The organism is Streptomyces sp. NPDC093018 (genome assembly GCF_040684035.1).
In the GTDB taxonomy this organism is placed as follows: domain Bacteria; phylum Actinomycetota; class Actinomycetes; order Streptomycetales; family Streptomycetaceae; genus Streptomyces; species Streptomyces murinus.
Map to the genome: position 1 here is coordinate 551,052 of NZ_JBFBFF010000004.1, position 17,483 is coordinate 568,534.

General features: G+C 73.7%; 12 protein-coding genes. 2 read left to right on the plus strand and 10 right to left on the minus strand.

The window, feature by feature from the left end; translation table 11 throughout:
• Positions 1–23: 23 nt before the first annotated feature.
• Both AB0N90_RS13100 and AB0N90_RS13105 read right to left on the minus strand, forming a co-directional pair.
• Positions 24–1,919, minus strand: a complete 1,896-nt coding sequence (locus AB0N90_RS13100) for a trypsin-like peptidase domain-containing protein (protein ID WP_365195699.1) — start codon at positions 1,917–1,919, stop codon at positions 24–26.
• Positions 1,916–2,308, minus strand: a complete 393-nt coding sequence (locus AB0N90_RS13105) for a CU044_2847 family protein (protein ID WP_365195701.1) — start codon at positions 2,306–2,308, stop codon at positions 1,916–1,918. The genes AB0N90_RS13100 and AB0N90_RS13105 overlap by 4 nt, the downstream gene beginning before the upstream one ends.
• 335 nt (positions 2,309–2,643) lie before the next feature.
• Between AB0N90_RS13105 and AB0N90_RS13110 the strand changes: the two genes are divergently transcribed.
• Positions 2,644–6,282: a S8 family serine peptidase gene (locus tag AB0N90_RS13110; protein ID WP_365195703.1), complete on the plus strand. Its 3,639-nt coding sequence runs from the start codon at positions 2,644–2,646 to the stop codon at positions 6,280–6,282.
• 4 nt (positions 6,283–6,286) lie between these two features.
• On the opposite strand, the gene AB0N90_RS13115 is transcribed toward AB0N90_RS13110, so the two are convergent.
• The 4 genes from AB0N90_RS13115 to AB0N90_RS13130 all read right to left on the minus strand — a co-directional run bounded on the left by AB0N90_RS13115 (position 6,287) and on the right by AB0N90_RS13130 (position 10,829).
• On the minus strand, positions 6,287–7,666 hold the full coding sequence (locus AB0N90_RS13115; RefSeq protein ID WP_365195705.1) for a carboxyl transferase domain-containing protein: 1,380 nt from the start codon (positions 7,664–7,666) through the stop codon (positions 6,287–6,289).
• The gene (locus AB0N90_RS13120; RefSeq protein ID WP_365195708.1) at positions 7,659–9,140 is read right to left on the minus strand and encodes an acyl-CoA synthetase; all 1,482 of its coding nucleotides are present in this window, start codon (positions 9,138–9,140) and stop codon (positions 7,659–7,661) included. The genes AB0N90_RS13115 and AB0N90_RS13120 overlap by 8 nt, the downstream gene beginning before the upstream one ends.
• A 211-nt stretch (positions 9,141–9,351) precedes the next feature.
• Entirely contained in the window at positions 9,352–9,513 is a 162-nt protein-coding gene (locus AB0N90_RS13125) for a hypothetical protein (RefSeq protein WP_365195711.1), read from the minus strand.
• A gap of 290 nt (positions 9,514–9,803) precedes the next feature.
• A complete protein-coding gene (locus AB0N90_RS13130) occupies positions 9,804–10,829 on the minus strand; it encodes a MerR family transcriptional regulator (protein ID WP_365195713.1) in 1,026 nt (341 codons plus the stop codon).
• A gap of 133 nt (positions 10,830–10,962) precedes the next feature.
• Here AB0N90_RS13130 and AB0N90_RS13135 point away from each other — a divergent pair, with 133 nt between their 5' ends.
• A complete protein-coding gene (locus tag AB0N90_RS13135) occupies positions 10,963–11,844 on the plus strand; it encodes a hypothetical protein (RefSeq protein ID WP_365195716.1) in 882 nt (293 codons plus the stop codon).
• Positions 11,845–11,924: 80 nt separating this feature from the next.
• Here the strand turns inward: AB0N90_RS13135 and AB0N90_RS13140 are convergent, their stop codons facing one another.
• From AB0N90_RS13140 to AB0N90_RS13155, 4 genes are all read right to left on the minus strand, one after another.
• The gene (locus tag AB0N90_RS13140) at positions 11,925–12,491 is read right to left on the minus strand and encodes a hypothetical protein (protein ID WP_365195719.1); all 567 of its coding nucleotides are present in this window, start codon (positions 12,489–12,491) and stop codon (positions 11,925–11,927) included.
• A gap of 26 nt (positions 12,492–12,517) precedes the next feature.
• Positions 12,518–13,747, minus strand: a complete 1,230-nt coding sequence (locus AB0N90_RS13145) for an MAB_1171c family putative transporter (protein ID WP_365195721.1) — start codon at positions 13,745–13,747, stop codon at positions 12,518–12,520.
• Complete coding sequence (locus AB0N90_RS13150; RefSeq protein ID WP_365195723.1) at positions 13,744–14,349, minus strand: toxin-antitoxin system, toxin component family protein; 606 nt, start codon at positions 14,347–14,349, stop codon at positions 13,744–13,746. The genes AB0N90_RS13145 and AB0N90_RS13150 overlap by 4 nt, the downstream gene beginning before the upstream one ends.
• Before the next feature lie 129 nt (positions 14,350–14,478).
• Entirely contained in the window at positions 14,479–17,424 is a 2,946-nt protein-coding gene (locus AB0N90_RS13155) for a beta-galactosidase (protein WP_365195726.1), read from the minus strand.
• Positions 17,425–17,483 lie beyond the last annotated feature (59 nt).

Genomic DNA, 17,483 nt, shown 5'->3' on the forward strand with positions numbered 1-17,483 from the left:
CTCCGTGGTGGGGGTGCGGGCGGTCAGTCGACGGGGGAGCGCAGGCTGGCGGCGGGCTCGGGGAAGCAGCGGGGGTCGTCCCAGAGCAGCTGGAGGTCCCGGGCCCAGTGCCGGTCGGGTTCGTCGGCGGCGTCCGCGGTCACCCGTAACGACATGATGTGGCGCGGGAGTTCGGCGGGCGGTACCTCGGCGACGGCGGCGGCGAGCTGATCGAGGAACGCGGTCCCGGGGCAGGGGGCGGCGGCCTCGGCGCGGGGCCGGGCGGCGGTCGCGGTACCGGCGGCCGGGTCCCGGGGGCCGCTCCAGGCCCGGGGCGGATCCTCGGACCCGCCCCGGCCGCGCCCCGCCCCGGCGCACCGCGGCTCGTCGTGTTCCCCGGCGGGGCAGCCCGTACGGGACCACAGCAGGACCGGGACCGGGACGGTGAGGCCGATCTCGAAGTACGCCCGCGCCGCCGTCGGCGGGACCGCGAACCCGGCGAGCCCCGCGTCGCCGTCCCACAGCCGCTTGCGCAGGCTCGGCGGCCGCTCCTGGCTGCCGCACTCCACACGGTGCACCGGCGCCGCGCGCCCGGCGTCCAGCTTCTGCCACTTCTTGCGCAACTGGTGCCGCAGCCGGTTGCTGCGGTGCCGGGCGCGGTCGGTCACCACCAGGGGGTAGGCGCAGCCGAGCGGGGTGCTGTCGTCCGCGCCGCACTCCCAGTGCGCCACCGCCTCGTTGAGCCACTCGCGCGGCAGCACGAAGGTCACCAGTTCCTCGGCGTCCGGGTCGAGATGGGCGACGGCCTCGTCGATGCGGTGCTGGACGTACGACCGTACGCCCGAGCGCGGCAGCCGCCGGGTGCCCACCGGGCGGCGCTGCCCGTCGCGGTACGCCGACACCTCCACGGTCACCTGGTCGGGACCGGCGCCGCTGTGGTCGATCTCCACGACGACCGGTGCCCAGGGCGGCGACACCCGCGCGACCTTCGTGACCTGCGCGATCTCCGAGCCCTGCGTGCTCTGCGTGCCCTGAGTGCCCTGCGCGAGCTGTGCGGCCGTCGAGGCCTTGGCGAGCGGCGGGGCGGGCGCGACCGCCGGCCCCGCGCCCACCAGTTCCCGAAGCCGCCCCGCGAGCCGGTCCATCGCCGCCGGGTCGGGCACCTCCCACTGCACATACGCGGCGGCCGCCTGGAGCGTCGCGAACCCGCCCTCGGGCAGCGGCGGCCCGAAGGCGCCCACCGCGTCCACGTACAGCCGGTCGGGATCGCAGTCCGGGACGCCCGGGGCGTGCCGCAGCAGCTCGTACAACTCCCGCAGGACGTCGGTGCGATGACCCGGGGTGGGCACCAGCTCGCCCAGCTCCGGCCAGTGGCGGGCCAGTACGTCCAGCGGCAGCATCCGGCCCTTGCGCACGTCCGGCGCCTCCGCGGCGGAGGTGACCATGCCGACCACGCGGCCGTCCGGCAGGGTCGCCGCCGCCCCGCTGAACCCGGCCACGATCGGCTGCCCGTGCCCCTGCCAGGCCACCAGCTCCAGCCACTCGCCCGCGATCAACTGCCCGGAGACGGCGCGGTATTCGGCGAGCGTGCCCTCGTCGTAGCCCGCCGGGAAGCCATAGGCGACCAGCCGGGGGCGGGGCTCGGTGTAGGCGGCCTCCGGTGGTGCGAAGCCGGCCGGTGCGAGGGGGATGTCCCGGTCGAGTTCGAGCACGGCCACATCGCCGGGGTCGGTGAGGCCGCCCGCCCAGCCGCCGTGCGCGACGACCGACGCGGACACCTCGCCCAGCTCCCTGGCGTGCGGGAACACCACGGTCACCGCGTCCGGTCCGGCGGCGCGGACGACATGGGCGCAGGTGAGCACCCGGCGGGCGGTGATCAGGAAGCCCGCGCCCACCTCATCGCCGCAGTGGACCCGGGCATGCCAGGCGGCACTGTTCATGGGCGCTCGGCGGACTCCGGCCCGGCGGCGGCCTGGCCCGGTACGGCGGGCAGCGCGTCCCCTGCCGAACTCCCCGGTGTCCAGTGGAGCTTGACGACCAGCTGGCCCTCCGCGGAGCCCTTGGCGATGATCGCGCCGGCCTCCGCGGACATCTTCACGCCGAACTCGATCTCCACCGCGTCGGGCCGCAGGGCGCCGTCCCGGAAGACCCGCAGCGCGGCCTCCGCCGCCGCCCGCACGCCGTCCAGCGCGCCCTCGAAGGTGCGGGCCGCCCGCACCACTTCGTCGCCGCGCGAGACCAGCCGGGTGCCGGGCCGGGAGGTGGCACCGGCCCCCTCCACCACGACGAGCGCGCCGTCCTCGGTCGTGAACTCCACCAACTGGTCCATGCCGCCGCCCGCTCCCCCTCGTAGAGGACCTGTCCCGTAGCAGGTCCATGAGCAACCCCCATGGTACGGACGGTGCTTCGCCCGTCCCACCCATGACGCACCGGCGGGTCAATCGGTGCGGCGTGGCGAGAACCCGCCACTGTGACAACCCGCCACGCCCGGCCCCCTGTGCGCTCCCGGCGCGCACACCACACTCTTCTCTGCACGCAGAGCATGTACACGACAGCGCCGGCGGGCCGTCCCGGCGCGCGATCCGGACCTGAACGAGCACCTGAGCGAGCACCTGAACCAGCACCTGAGCGAGCAGCTGAACGAGCACGTGGAAGAGGGCGTGGATGAGCAGAGGACCAGTCGGACGCCGGGCGGCGCTGCTGTCGGCAGGGCTCGTGCTGGCCGCGGTGCCGGTACCCGGGGCGGTCGCCGCGCAGGGGGCGGCACCGGTGGTGCAGGCCGCGCCGGGGAAGCGGACCGGGCCCGCCCCGAAGACCGTCACCCTGGTCACCGGCGACAAGGTGACCGTCACCGACCTCGGACACGGCAAGGAGACCGCGACCGTCGAGCGGCCGCCCGGCGCCACCGGGGCCGTACGGACACAGACGAGCGACGGCGATCTGACCGTCGTACCGGACGAGGCGCTGCCGTATCTGCGCTCCGGGAAGCTGGACCGGCGGCTGTTCGACGTGAGCGCGCTGATCCGGCAGGGCCTCGCCGACACCCGCGCCGCCTCCCTGCCGCTGATCGTCGGCTACGGCAAGGACACCCGCGTCCCCGCCGCCGCCCCGGCCGGCACCACCCGCACCCGGAGCCTGCCCAGCCTGCGCGGCGCGGCCGTCGAGGCGGGCAAGGGGCGTACGTTCTGGCGGTCGTTCACGCGCGGTGACGGCGTCGACAAGGTGTGGCTGGACGGACGGGTGAAGGCCGACATGGCCGAGAGCAACGCCCAGATCGGCACACCGGCCGCCTGGGACGCGGGGCTGACCGGCAAGGGCGTCACCGTCGCCGTGCTCGACTCCGGCGCCGACCTGACCCACCCCGACCTGGTCGACCGGATCAGTCAGTCCAGGAGTTTCATCGACGGCGAGGAGGTCGCCGACCGCGACGGCCACGGCACCCATGTCACCTCCACCGTCGGCGGCAGCGGCGCCGCCTCCGACGGCAAGGAGAAGGGCGTGGCACCGGACGCCACCCTCGCGGTCGGCAAGGTGCTCAGCGACGAGGGCTCGGGCAGCGAGTCGCAGATCATCGCCGGGATGGAGTGGGCCGCGCGGGACGTGCACGCCCGGATCGTCTCGATGAGCCTCGGCTCCAGCGACCCGAGCGACGGCACCGACCCGATGTCCCAGGCCCTCGACAGCCTCTCCCAGGAGACCGGGGCGCTCTTCGTCGTGGCCGCCGGGAACACCGGCGCGCCCTCCTCCATCAGCTCGCCCGGCGCCGCCGACGCCGCCCTGACCGTCGGCGCGGTCGACTCCGGCGACCAGCCCGCCTACTTCACCAGCGCGGGCCCCCGCACGGGCGACGACGCCCTCAAGCCCGATCTGTCCGCCCCCGGCGTCGACATCCTCGCCGCCCGCTCCCAACTCACCGACGGCAGCGGCTACTACACGACCATGAGCGGTACGTCGATGGCGACACCGCATGTCGCCGGGGTGGCCGCGCTGCTCGCGCAGGAGCATCCCGACTGGACCGGCGCGCGGTTGAAGGACGCGCTGATGTCGACGTCCCGGCAACTCGGTTTCTCCGCCTACACGGTGGGCGCCGGACGGGTGAGCGTCCCGGACGCCGTACAGGCCACGGTGACCGCCACCGGCAGCGCCGACCTCGGCTTCTACAGCTGGCCCTACCCCGCGGACAAGCCGGTCACCCGGACCCTGACCTACACCAACTCGGCCGACCGGCCGGTCCACTTGACCCTCGCGGCCCAGGGCGCCCCGGACGGCGTCGCCACCCTCGCCGACTCCGCCCTCACCGTCCCCGCGCACGGCACCGCGACCACCACCGTCACCGGCGACGGCTCCAAGGCGCCGGTCGGCACCACCAGCGGGCAGATCGTGGCCACCGACGACACCGGAGCGGTGCGCGCGCACACCGTGTTCGGGCTGGTCAAGGAGGACGAGCGGTACACCCTCACGGTCCATGTCAAGGACCGCACGGGCGCTCCCACGGCCGCCGACCTCACCGTGCAGCGACTCGCGGCGAACGCCGACCCCGAGTCCGACCACGTCGGCGACTCCGGCACCCTCAAGCTCCGCCTCAAGCCCGGCACCTACGCCCTCACCTCCTTCCTCGACGTGCACGGCAGCCACGGCGCCGACTCGCTCGGCCTCGGCTTCCTCTCCGCGCCCGAGGTCACCCTCGACCACGACAGCGAAGTCACCCTCGACGGCACGAAGTTGCGCGAGATCAGGGCGGCGGTCCCGCGCCGCACCGAGACCCACCAGCTCCTGATGGAGTACGACCGCGCCGCGAACGGCGCCGACCTGACCGGCGCGGTGCAGGTGCCCCTCACCTACGACAGCGTCTTCGCCGCACCCACACCCCGGGTCACCCGGGGCAGCTTCGAGTACCGCACGGTGTGGCGGCTGGCGAAGCCGCAGCTGGAGGTCAAGGGGATCGGCGAGGCGACGGTCCAGTCGGGCGGCACCCTGACCTCCGGACGGCGCAGACTCCCGCTGGTGGACGTCGGCGACGGCCCCGTGCCCGCCTCCGCCGCGGGCAAGGCGGTGCTGGCCCACCTCGCCGACGGCGCGGACCCGCAGGCCCTCGCCCGCGCCGCGCAGGACGCGGGCGCCGAGGCGCTGTTCGTCACGGACGACGCACCGGGGCGGCTGACGGACTGGTGGGGCAACGACGACAACACCGATCGCCCGCTGCTGATCGCCACGGTGAACCGGGCGGACGCGGCCCGGCTGCGGGCGTCCTCGACGGTCGACATGACCGGCACCCCCGACTCCCCCTACGTGTACGACCTGTCCGAGGGCCACACGGGGTCGATCCCCGACCACGACCTCACCTACCGGCCCTCGCCGCGCCAACTGGCCGCCCTGCACGTCTCGTTCCACGCGGCACGGCCGGCGAGCGGCGGAGAGTTCCGCTACTCCGTCACCGACACGTTCCCCGTCGGCATCGGCTTCCAGGAGAACATCGATCTGCCCGCCGAGCGCACGGACTACGTCTCCACCGGCCCCGGCCAGCTGTGGTCCGAGTCCGTCACGATCGGCATGGGCACCCTGGAGGAGCGCAGCGGCCTGGTCCGCTACCAGGGCGGCAGCCGGTCCCAGCTGCACTGGTTCCAGCCGGTGTGGCACCCCTGGCTCGGCACCGGCCTCGGCTGGGGCGAGCAGCGCACCGGGAACCAGATCCAGCTGAACACGCCCGGCTGGGGCGACTCGGGACCCGACCACACCGGGTTCGGCGATGTGTGGGGCGACAGCGGTATGACCCAGACCACCTCCGTCTACCAGGACGGCACCCTCGCCGACAGCGAGTCCGGCTCGACCGCGTTCGTCTGGGACGCCCCGGCCGACGAGCACACGTACCGGGTGGTGACCGACACCGCCCTCGACGCGGACCACTGGACGCTCACGACACGGGGGCACACCGAGTGGACGTTCCGGTCGGCCCGGACACCGGACGACCATGCGACGACGCTGCCGCTGATCAACCTCTCCTACGGCCTGGACACCGACCTCGCGGGCACGGTGCCCGGCGGACGGCGGCTGCCGGTGACGCTGGCCGCGAGCTATATGGCGGGCGCCACGGGGACGGGCACGCTCGGCGGGGGCCGGCTGGAGGTGTCGTACGACGAGGGGACGACATGGAAGACGGTGGCTCTTCGGGGCGCCGGGGCGTCCTGGCACGGGACGCTGGAGGTGCCGGGCACGGCCACGTCGGTCTCCCTGCGGGCGTCGGCCCGGGACGACAAGGGCGGGTCGGTGTCGGAGGAGACCATCAGGGCGGTGGGGGTGCGGTAGCCCCTCAAGGGGCGCCTTGCTGCCCGGAGTTCCGCACGATGCCCCGGATGACCCCCAGCTCCACCAGGTCCTGCGGGCGGATGCGGAGCTGGTCGGCGGTGTTCTCGATCTCCTCTTTCGGGCGTTTGAGGATGGCCGCCGCCAGCTCCGGGGCGATCACCGAGAAGTAACTGTCCGGCGTGGCCCAGGTGTTGTCCGGAGCGGCCAGGGCGAGGGCGCCGCCGGAGCCGCCCTCGCCGATCACCAGGGTGGTCACCGGCACCCGCGCCCCGGCCACCGCCCCGAACACCTCGGCGATGGCCGCACCGGCCCCCTGCCGCTCGGCCTCCGCGTCGTTCGCGGCGCCGGGGGTGTCCACCAGCGTCAGCACCGGCACCCCGAGCCGGTCCGCCAGCCGGATCAGCCGCGCCGCCGTCCGGTACCCGGCGGGCCGCGTCCCGGTCCCGGTCTGCGCGGCGAACGCGACGGTACGACCGCGATGTTCACCGAATCCGCAGAGGATGCCGTCGGGGTCGGTGCCGCCGCACCGGTCGCCGCCGATGTGGACGCGGGTGGTGAAGTAGGCGTCCAAGTAGGCGTCCGCGCGCGGGCGTTTAGGGGAGCGGGCGCGCTGGACGGCGGCCCAGCCGGTGGCGGGCAGGTCGGTGGCGGCGAGGGCCGCGGGGACGGGGGCGGGGACGGGCGCGGGCGAGGTCCGGTCATCCGTCCCGGACAGCAGCCGCAGCCACCGCCCCAGGGTTCCCTTCAGGTCCTCCGGCTGTACGACCGCGTCCGCCGCTCCCGCCGCGAGCTGGGCCTCGGCCGTGTACGCGGCCGGGTCGGCGTCGGGCGGGCGGACGCGGGACCCGGCGAAGCCCACCTGGACACCGGGGAGGGCCAGGACGACATCCGCACCGGCGCCCAGGGTGGCCCAGCCGCCGCCCGTGGTGGGGTCGCGCAGCACGGCGATCTGGGGCAGGCCCGCCGCCCGGGTGAGCGCCGACTGGCGGGCGACCCGCTGGAGTTGGGTCAGCGCGACCATGCCCTCCTGCATCCGGCTGCCCCCGGTCGCGATCAACGGCACGACGGGCAGCCGGTGTTCACGGGCGTGCGCGTACGCGCCCTCCAGCCGGTCCCCGGTGCGCTCGCCCAGGGAGCCGCCGAGGAAGCCGAACTCGAAGGCGATCAGCACGGCACGGGTGCCCCCGACGGTCGCGGTGCCGCAGACGACGGACTCCTCCTCACCGGTGCGCTCGGCGGCGCGGGCGCGCGAGGCGTCGTACCCCTGCCAGCCGAGCGGGCCGTCGGGCCTGGACACCCGCGCGGGGGGCGGGAGTTCGGTGAAGCTGCCGTCGTCCGTGACGAGGGCCAGCACCTCGCGCGCGGTGCGCCGCTGATCAGGCATCGGTAGCGGTGCCGGTATCGGTGTCGGCAGAGGTGAGGGCCCGCTTCATGATCTTCCCCATGTCGTTGCGGGGCAGGACGTCCAGATGGCGCACGACGCGGGGCCGCTTGTGCGGGGCGAGCCGGCGGGCCACATGGTCGGCCAACTCCGCCGCCCCCGGCGGGCTTTCCGGATCGGCCGGGACGATCCAGGCGACGATCCGCTCGCCCAGATCCGCGTCCGGCTCCCCGGTGACCGCCGCCTCCCGGACGCCCGGGTGCTCCAGGAGCGCGTTCTCGATCTCGCCCGCGCCGATCTTGTAACCGCCGCTCTTGATGAGGTCGGTGGCCTTGCGCCCGACGATCCGCACATAGCCGTCCGGCTCGCGCACGGCCATGTCGCCGGTACGGAACCAGCCGTCGGCGGTGAACGCGGCGGCGGTGGCGTCCGGCCGGTTCAGATACTCGGTGAACAGATTGGGCCCGCGGACCTGGATCTCCCCGACGGTCTCCCCGTCGTGGGCGCCGATCTCGCTGCCGTCCTCCTCCACGAGCCGCAGCTCGACACCGGGCAACGGCACGCCGACCGTTCCCGCGCGGGCCTCCCCGTCCGCGCGGACGCTGGTGTTCATCAGGGTCTCGGTCATGCCGTACCGCTCGATGACCCGGCGTCCGGTGGCCGCCGCGATCCGCTCGTGGTCGTGGACCGGCAGCGCGGCCGAGCCGGAGACCAGCAGCCGGGCCCCGCCGAGCGCCTTGGCCAGCTCGGGGTCGCCGGGGAGGGCCTCGGCGATGCGGTGGTACATCGTCGGCACCCCGAACAGCATGGTCGCGCCGTCGGCCAGCGCGCGGGCCACGCCCTCCGTCGAGAACCTTCCCAGGTGCCGCACGGAGCCGCCGCGGCGCAGCGGGCCGAGGACGCCGAGCACGAGTCCGTGCACATGGAAGAGCGGCAGTCCGTGCACCAGCACATCGGCCTCGGTCCACTGCCAGGCGTCGGCGAGCGCGTCCAGGGTGGAGGTGAGGGCCCGGCGGGGGAGTACGGCGCCCTTGGGTGGGCCGGTGGTGCCGGAGGTGTAGACGACGAGGGCAGGGGCGTCCTCCGGGAGTTCGGGGTGCGCGTGCGGGAGGTCCGCGCGGGCGTCGACGTCGACATCGACGCGTTCCAAGTCACCCAGGGATGACGGCAGTTGAGTACCCGGAGGCGCGAGGATGAGGGAAGGGGCGCTGTCGGAGACGATATGGGCCAGCTCCTTCTCCCCGGACTTGGGGTTGAGCGGCACGGCGGCGGCACCGGCGAGCAGTACGCCGACGACGGCGACCACGGTCTCCAGCTCGGGCGTCGCCCACACGGCCACGCGGTCGCCCCGACGGATCCGCCGCGCCACCGCCCCGGCGGCGCCCGCGAGCCCGCCGTACGTCAGCGAACGTCCGTCGAACCCCACCGCGGCCCGCTCCCGCGACCCCCCGACCAGCCCAGGAAAAAGTGACGACACCCCACGCACCCCTTCACGCTCGCGACCATTCAGCCCCTTCCTACACCAGGATCGACCGGCGGACGACTGTGCCTCGGCGGGGGGTGGGGGCGAGGTGGGGAGGTGGGGGTGCGGGCGTGTGCGGGTGAGGGTGTGGACGTAGGTGTGGATGTGGGCGTGGGTCCGCGTGCGCGTGCCCGGGTGGGCGCGGGTGCGAGGTTCGCCCACCCGGTTACGAGTGGGTGCGGAGCCGGGTGGGCGTGTGTGCGCGGGTGCGGGCGTGGATGTGGGCACGGGCGTGGATGTGGGCACGGGTGTGGATGTCGGCGTGGGCGTGGGCGTGGGCGTGGATGTGGATGTGGATGTAGGCATGGTGGGCGGAGACGCCGGGCACGGTCGCGGCTGACGGCGCACCCCCGGAGGCCCACCCCACCCCCGGAGGCCCACCCCTCAGCCGACTGTTTCGGGCGGGTGGGTGGGAAAAGGTGGTCGGGGGCGGCGCCGGGTGCCGATGCGAGGGCGTGCGGTCCCGTGGCCCACCCCTCAGCCGACCGAGTCGGGTGGGCGGGCGGGAGAAGAGGGCCGACGCCAGCACCGAGCGCCGATGCGGGGGTACGCCGTCCCCGTGCCCGGCCCCTCAGCCGACCGAGTCGGGCGGGCGGGTGGGAAAAAGGCCGGCCCCCCTCACCCCGCCGCGACGGCCACGTCGGCGACGACGCACGTCACATTGTCCGGCGCGCCCGCCGCCAACGCCGCCGCCACCAGCTCCCGCGGCCCGGACCCCGCCACCAGCAGCTCCCTGATAAGCGCATCGGGCACCGCCTCCGTGAGACCGTCGGAGCACAGCAGATACCGGTCCCCCTCCAGCGGCTCCTGAAGGCGCAGGTCCGGCACGGTATCCACGCCACCGCCCAGCGCCTTGGACAGCAGCAGGTCCCGGGGCGTGACCCGGTGGTCCTGGGTGATCCGGTGCAGCTCCCCGTCCCGTAGCAGATACGCCCGCGAGTCCCCGATGTGCGCGAGCGCCAGCCGGGACCCCGTCCACAGCAGCGCCGTGAGCGTGGTGCCGTTCGCACCGCCCGCGAGATCCGCCACCGCCAGCCCCGCGGACCGCACCGCGTCCTCCAGCGCCCCGAGCACCCCCAGCTCCCCGAGTTCCCCGTCCAGGGGCAGCGTCTCCGCCTCGTCCAGGTATCGCAGCGCCGCCACCGCCGCCCCGCTCGCCGCGAGACCCGCGGGCCCGAACCCGTCGGCGACCGCGAGCAGCCTGCGGCCCGCGTAGAGGGTGTCCTGGTTGGCGGGGCGGACGAGCCCGCGGTCGGTGCCCGCGGAGTGCCTCAGTTCCAGCATCGTCATGGGTTCCCTTCCCGATGTGTCGATCGTGCCGGTCAGCTGGTCGACGAGAAACGCCGCGAGATCCCGCCGTGCCGCCGTCTCCGCCTCGACCCGCGCCCAGTACGCGCCGATCTCCCGCGCGGCCGCGCCCGGTTCCAGCGCGCACACGGCGCGTATCTCGGCGAGCGGCATCCCGAGCCGCCGCAGCCAGGCCACGAGCCGTGCCCGCCCCAACTGCCCGACGGCGTAGTACCGGTAGCCGGTCTCGGGGTCGACCCGGGCGGGTCGCAGCAGGGCCAGCTCGTCGTACAGCCGAAGTGCCTTCGGCGACAGCCGGCTCACCCTGGCGAACGCCCCGATCGTCAGCAGTTCCATCGCTCCCCCGTCTCTCGTCGTCCACCACCGATGCTGGGGCTTCACCAAAGGTGAAGGTCAAACCCCCTGTCCCGGTTCCGGCCGCTTGTTAGCCTCGCGGGTGTTCGAATGTCGTACGACAGGGAGTCCCGCCGTGCCCCGCATAGCCCTCGCCACCTACGACCCCGGCACCGCCCCGAGCAGGGACGCGGACCTGCCGGTGCTGGTGCGGGCGCTGAACGACGCCGGCGCTCAGGCCGACGCCCCCTACTGGGACGACCCCGAGATCGACTGGTCGGCGTACGACCTCGTGGTCGTCCGCTCCACCTGGGACTACAGCTGGCGCGCGGCGGAGTTCACGGCCTGGCTGGAGCGGGTGGCCCGCGCGACCCGGATCGCCAACCCCGCCGAGGTCATCCGCTGGAACCTCGACAAGCGCTACCTGGGCGAGCTGGCCGCCGCCGGTGTCCCCACCGTCCCGACCAGCTATCTCGCCCCGGGCGAGGACGGCGCCAAGGTCCTGCCCACGGACCACGACTACGTCATCAAGCCGACCTCCGGCGCGGGCGCCCGCTTCGCCGCCCGCTACACGCCCGCCGAGCACGAGACGGCCGTACGGCACCTCGCGCGGATGCACGCCGAGGGCTTCACCGCGATGGTGCAGCCCTACCTCCAGGGCATCGACGTCACCGGCGAACGCGCCCTCCAGTTCTTCGGCGGCCGCCTGCTGCACGCGAGCCGCAAGGGCGCCGTCCTCTCTCCCGGAACCCCGTACGACGCCGACAAGGTCGCCCACCCCGATCTCACCCCCTGGCAGCCGACGGACGCCGAACTCGCCGTGGCGGAAAAGGCGTTGGCGGCCGTACCCGGCTCCGCCGCGCCCCTCCTGTACGCCCGCGTGGACCTCGCCGACGGCCCGGACGGCACCCCCCGGCTGATGGAACTCGAACTGGTCGAACCGAACCTCTTCCTCTTCCTGCACCCGGACTCCCTGCCCCGGACGGCAGCCGCGATCCTCACCGAGGCGACGGCCTAGAGACCGCCGGGGCACGCCCTCCCGATCCGATCCGATCCGATCCGATCCGACCCGACCCGATCCGACCCGGGCGCGGCGCCTCAGCTGACGCGCGCGGTGCGCTGGAGCAGGCCCCAGGTGAACTCGGCGACCATGTCGTGGGGCACGCCGTCCCGGTCGGGCGCGGTGAAGGCGAGGCCCCAGCGGGTCGGGGCGGTGCCCTCCAGGGGGCGGGCCGGGGGGAAGGCGCGGGCGACCTCGTCCACGGTGCAGGACCAGGGGGCGAGATCGTCCAGGGTGCGCGGGGCGGCGGGGGCGGCGCCGGGTGCTCGTACGAGCCATTCGTTCCATACGGCGCCGTCGGGTCCGACCAGTACCTCGAACCGCAGGTCGGGCCAGAGCGGGAGCGCCCAGCGGCGGGCCGCGCACTCCACGTCGCCGAGCCTGCGGGGTACGACGCTCTCCGGTTCCCCGAGGACCGACCGGTACCGCGCCGCCGCGCCTCGCCCCCTCGGCGACCGCACCATCGCCTGCCAGCGCTTGTTGGCCTCCCGCATCTCCCCGATCGAGACCCCCAGCGTCTTCCGGGCCTCGTCCACGAGCTCCGGATTGTGATCGGCCATACGACGCAGCAGCACCAGCTGGAAATCGAGAGTCACGGTATCCATGGTGCCCGGTGAGCGCCCCGTAAGGGTCACTCCGGGACCGTGATGCTCGGCGGAGCCGGTGCCGCCGCCGACAGCGCGCGGACCGCCGCCAGGTCCTTCGGGTGCCGCAGCGCCGAGGAGATCGCCGCGATGTCCCGCAGGAGCACCGTGGGGTCGGCGTCCCCCCGCACCGTCCCGCCGCCGTTCTCGATCGCGTCCAGGACGCCCACCGCCGCCGACACCGCACGGGCCCGCGCCGCCGGATGCCCCACCGCGATCGCCGCCGCGTACGCCCGCTCCGTCAGGCCCGTGTCCATATGGCGGGCGAGCGGCAGCAGGGCGTCACGGATGTACGTCTCCCGGCGGATCAGCCGGAGCTCTCCCGTGGCCCGCAGCGAGAACCGCGGCCCCGCCCCCGTCGCCGACCGCAGCACCCGGTACAGCGGCCCCAGTCGGTGGTACGCCAGCCGGACCCGGCACCGGTCGTGCAGGGCCTGCCCGGCATGCGGCAGGATGAAGCCGGCCGCCAGCAGGATCGCGGACAGCGAGGCCACCGGCGGCGCCAGATTCGTGCTGAGCCAGTCCGGGTCCCGGCCGAACCACCGCGCGGCCACCGCCGTCACCTTGGCCGCGTCGTACAGCAGGCTCAGCGCGTACCCCCCGCCCAGCAGCCGCAGCCCCCAGCGCAGCCACGCGTCCAGCCCCCGGTCCCGCACCCAGTCCCAGATCACCCGGGAACTCAGCGCACAGGCGACCGTGTGGGCCAGCAGATAGAGCAGGATCTCCTCGCGCATGAAGGGCGTACGGGCGTAGTACGTGTCCAGGTCCCGCACCCGCTCCACCGGCACATCGGCCAGCAGGAACAGCACCCACAGCGCGACGACCACCAGGGTGTACCCCGAGACGATCCACCGGGTCGCCCGCCGGGTGCGCGCCGACCGCCCGGCCCGCCCGCCCCAGCCGTCGCGCCAGGTGACGATGAACAGCAGCCCCGCCCCGGAGTTCGCGGTGATCAGCGAATAGCACCAGGGCGCCGAGAAGTTGGGCACCCCGGTGAGCACGTTCATCCGGTGGATCATCGACGGCACGCAGAACACGAACACCGTGCAGGCGAACAGGAGCACCCCGCCGACCGCGCGCAGCAGCGGGTCCCGCCACAGCCGGATGATCGTGGGCAGCTTCAGCAGCAGCGCGACGGTCAGCAGCGCCGCCGGGATCCAGAAGGAGATGTACAGGCGGCCGAGCAGCGCCGAGGGATCCAGTGCCAGCGCGCTCACCGCGCCGCTCCGCCCCGCCCGCGATAGCCGAGGGCACGCTGCAAGGGGTCCTGCGGGGTGTCCCCGGACCCGCCGGGCCCGGCCCGGAACAGCGTGGCGAGCCGATGGCCGAAGTCGTCCGCCTCGGCCTCGTCCGTCTCCCGGGAGCCGTTGCGCGCGGCCACCGTCAGCGCCGTCTCCGGCCAGCCGGGCGCGTCCGCGAAGGCGCGGGCCGCCGCGTCACCGGCGAGGTGATGGTGCCGGTGCCCGGCGTGCAGATGCCACAACTCATGGCCGAGAATGACCAGTTGCTGCACATCCTCGGCCCGGTCCTCCACGATGACCAGGTCGAAGTCGGCGAACTCCACCCACAGCCCGGTCACTTCGATCTCGTCCGGGAAGCGTTCGAAGCGCAGCTCCAGCGGCCGTCCGCCGCGCAGCGCACTCATCTCCTCGCACAGCGCCCGGCACAACCCCCGTACACCGTCGGGTGCTTCGGGCCGGGCGCGGACCGCCGCGGCCAGTTCCCCGGCGAGGGAACGCATGGCGGTCCCGGAGCCGCCGGGGCGTCGCAGTCGTGCGGTCAGCTGTGCCGCCCGCCGGCGCGCGCCCGCGATGCCCATCCGTTCCCTTCCCGCCGTCCGCCGCTGCTCGCGGCCTCCTGCCGCGAAGCTCCGTTCAGGGCCTCGCCGAAGCCCCATCGAGCGTACGCGCCGGGATATGCCCGCGTCACGCGATCTCAGGGGCGTGGTTCAAGACACAACCAACCCTCCGGCGGCCTTGCCCAGCAGCGTCAGGCGGACCTCGCCCGGACCCGACAGCGTGGTGAACTCGGACAGCACGGCCAGCGCGAGCGTGTTCTCGCCGCGCGTCCGCAGCACCCCGTTGGGCAGCGCGAACGTGTGCTGCGGGCCCACGTTGTTGATGTACTGGCCCATGTTCCAGCCGTTGAGGAAGATCTGCGCCCGGTAGGCCCGGTACGGATCGTCCTGAAGGGTCAGCCCGATCGAGGCGTCCACATCGCCGGGCACCGCCAGCCGGAAGGTCGTGCGATACCAGGTCACTCCCTGATACCGCTCGGCGCGCGGGAAGTCCACGGACTCCCAGTCCCGGTCCTCGAATCCCGGCAGATGCCAGCCCGAACGCTCGCCGTGCAGACCGCCGTTGTTCAGCGGCCCGCGCACCGGGTCGGCGCGGCCCTCGCCCTGGATCCGCCAACTCACCTTGGGTGACGACCCCTTGAAGACCGCCGCGGTGAGGCCCCGGGCGGCCTTGTGGGTGTCGTCCGACCTGCCGTCCTGGTCGTGCTGCATCCGCCGGACGAGGACGGACAGCACATGCCGGCCGGGGGCGCGCAGTGCGTCGCGCACCGGGAAGGCGGCCGTGTCCGACCAGGTCCCCTTGCGGATCGTGGCGGCGTCCGGCACCGGCATCCGGTGCGTGCCCAGCGGCTCCCCGTCCAGCCACGCCATCAACAGCCCCTGGGTGCCGGTGCTGTAGCCGAGCGCGATCTCCGAGATGTCGCTGGAATCGTCGAAGACGCCCCGGTACCAGACGTCCCCGTAGTGGAAGCCGTAGTCGTCGGCGAACAGCACCGGCTGACCGTCCGGGACGGCCGAAGTGCTGTACGACGTCTTCTTGTCCGCCCTCTTCCACGTCGAGTCGTCGTAGCTCGGGCCCACTTCGGGGTTCTCCCGGCACATCCGCCACTTGCCCAGCGCGGGCAGCCGGACGTCCGGTACGGCGGGCAGCATCTCGGTGGTCATCAGGCTGCCGGACATCGTCACCCGGGTGGCCAGCCTGCGCCCGTTCCACACCAGGGCGGAGACGCCGCGCGGCCCCCACACCTCCACGCTCGTCCGGTCGGTGATGTCACCGGTCAAGTGGACCTCGGAGCCGCGCAGTTCCACATGGCGCAGCAGCTGGGGGCCATAGACCAGCAGGGACCCGGAGGGGGTGTCGTACGGGAACAGCCGTACGGAGGTGGCGTCGTCGGCGAAGAGGAGGAGCAGCGGGGTGTCGGTGTCGCCCTTCTCCACCAGCACCCGGATCAGGCCGCTCTGCCCGAGGGGGGCGTTCACATGCAGGCCCGAGTCGTCCACGCCCCAGGCGGCCTCCGGGTCGAGCCGCATGACGTCCGGATCGGTGTCGCACTCCAGCACCAGCTCGGCCATCTCGCCCTTGCGCCCGGTGAACACGGCGACGTCCTGCCGCCCGGCGGTCAGGCACATGGTCGGCTGCACGGTCGCGTACTTCAGCTTCCGCCTGCCCAGCGACAGACCGGTGGTCAGCAGCTTGGCGTCCTTGCCCGGCACGGTGATCCGCACATGCCCCTCGGCGGTGGGCAGATCGGCCGCGACCGGCTCGGCGGCGTCGTTGCGCGCGATGTACACATGGGCGCCGGTGTCCGGGTTGGTCAGGTGGTAGACCTTCAGCCCCTTGGCGCGCACCTCCGCCGCGCGGTCCAGCTTGGCGAAGTCGGGGACGCGTTGCAGCAGATGCCCGAGCTGGTGCATCGGGGCGATCTTCGCGGTGACGTTGCGGGCCTCGTCGATCGCGGCGCCGTAGTCGTACGACGTGTAGACGACCGGCGCGGGCAGCCAGCCCCAGGAGGTGCCGCCGAAGGTCATGTAGACGTTGTGCAGCGTGATGCCGTTGGCCAAGTTGGTCAGGTAGAAGCGGCGTTCATAGGCGGAGTCCCGGCTGCGACGGGCCTCGGCATAGCCCTTGCCGTCGTAGAAGGAACCGCCCCACGGGTCGAACCAGCCGCCGCCGAACTCGGGCACGAACCCGGGCGTGGCGGGCGAGGCGCTGGCGCCGCCCTTCGCCCCGCCGGGCCCGAACGTCCCCCAGTCCGGCGGGGTCTGGGACGGCGAGGGGTACCCGTCGAAGCCGTACAGCCAACCGCCGCGCTCACCACCGGTGTCGAAGGAGCCGGGCGTCCAGTAGCCGTTGCGTCCCTTGTCGTTGTGGAACAGCGGCACGTCGATGCCGTCGGCGCGCACCTTCTTGTACAGGTGGGACATGTAGGCGCGGCTGTCGGCCGAATCCACGTGCGCGTCGAACTCGTTCTCGATCTGGTAGAGCAGCACGGTGCCCTTGCCCTGCGTGAACAGGTGCTTGCGGGCGATCCGGTTCACCCGCGTCAGCCACTCGTCCACATGGCCGAGGTACGTCGGGTCGGCCGAGCGGGCCCGCCCCTTCGTCGCGGTCAGCCAGCCGGGGAAACCGCCGCCGTCCACCTCGGCGTTGATGTACGGCCCCGGGCGCAGGATGACGTAGAGCCCGGTCTCGGCGGCCGTGCGCAGGAACAGGTCCAGGTCCCGGACGCCGGAGAAGTCGTAGCTGCCCGGCGCGGGGGAGTGGTAGTTCCAGGCGACGTAGATGCTCACCGCGTTGTAGCCGTGCGCGCGCATCTTCTGGAGCACGTCCCGCCACAGGGCGGGGCTCGGCAGCCGGAAGGGGTGCAGTTCGCCCGACCACACGACCAGTCGTCTGCCGTCCACCAGCAGGGAGTAGCGGTCGTACCCGATGGTGTGGTGCTCGCCGTCCGCGCGCGGCGGGGCGGGCGTCGGGCCGGTCGGCACGCTGCGGGCCGCGTACGCCGAGGGCGCTCCGGTTCCGCCGCTGCCGCCCAGGGCGAGGCCGAGCGCGGCCGAGCCGGTCAGGGCACTGAAGGTACGTCTGCTGAGCGCCAAGGTGGATCCTCCCGGCGATCTTACGGGGCGCGGATTCCGGCCATTCTCCACGCGAGGAC

Coding starts and splice junctions, on each gene's coding strand:
- AB0N90_RS13100 (WP_365195699.1), bottom strand. CDS start 1,919: ATGAACAGTGCCGCCTGGCATGCCCGGGTCCACTGCGGCGATGAGGTG.
- AB0N90_RS13105 (WP_365195701.1), bottom strand. CDS start 2,308: ATGGACCAGTTGGTGGAGTTCACGACCGAGGACGGCGCGCTCGTCGTG.
- AB0N90_RS13110 (WP_365195703.1), top strand. CDS start 2,644: ATGAGCAGAGGACCAGTCGGACGCCGGGCGGCGCTGCTGTCGGCAGGG.
- AB0N90_RS13115 (WP_365195705.1), bottom strand. CDS start 7,666: ATGCCTGATCAGCGGCGCACCGCGCGCGAGGTGCTGGCCCTCGTCACG.
- AB0N90_RS13130 (WP_365195713.1), bottom strand. CDS start 10,829: ATGGAACTGCTGACGATCGGGGCGTTCGCCAGGGTGAGCCGGCTGTCG.
- AB0N90_RS13140 (WP_365195719.1), bottom strand. CDS start 12,491: ATGGATACCGTGACTCTCGATTTCCAGCTGGTGCTGCTGCGTCGTATG.
- AB0N90_RS13150 (WP_365195723.1), bottom strand. CDS start 14,349: ATGGGCATCGCGGGCGCGCGCCGGCGGGCGGCACAGCTGACCGCACGA.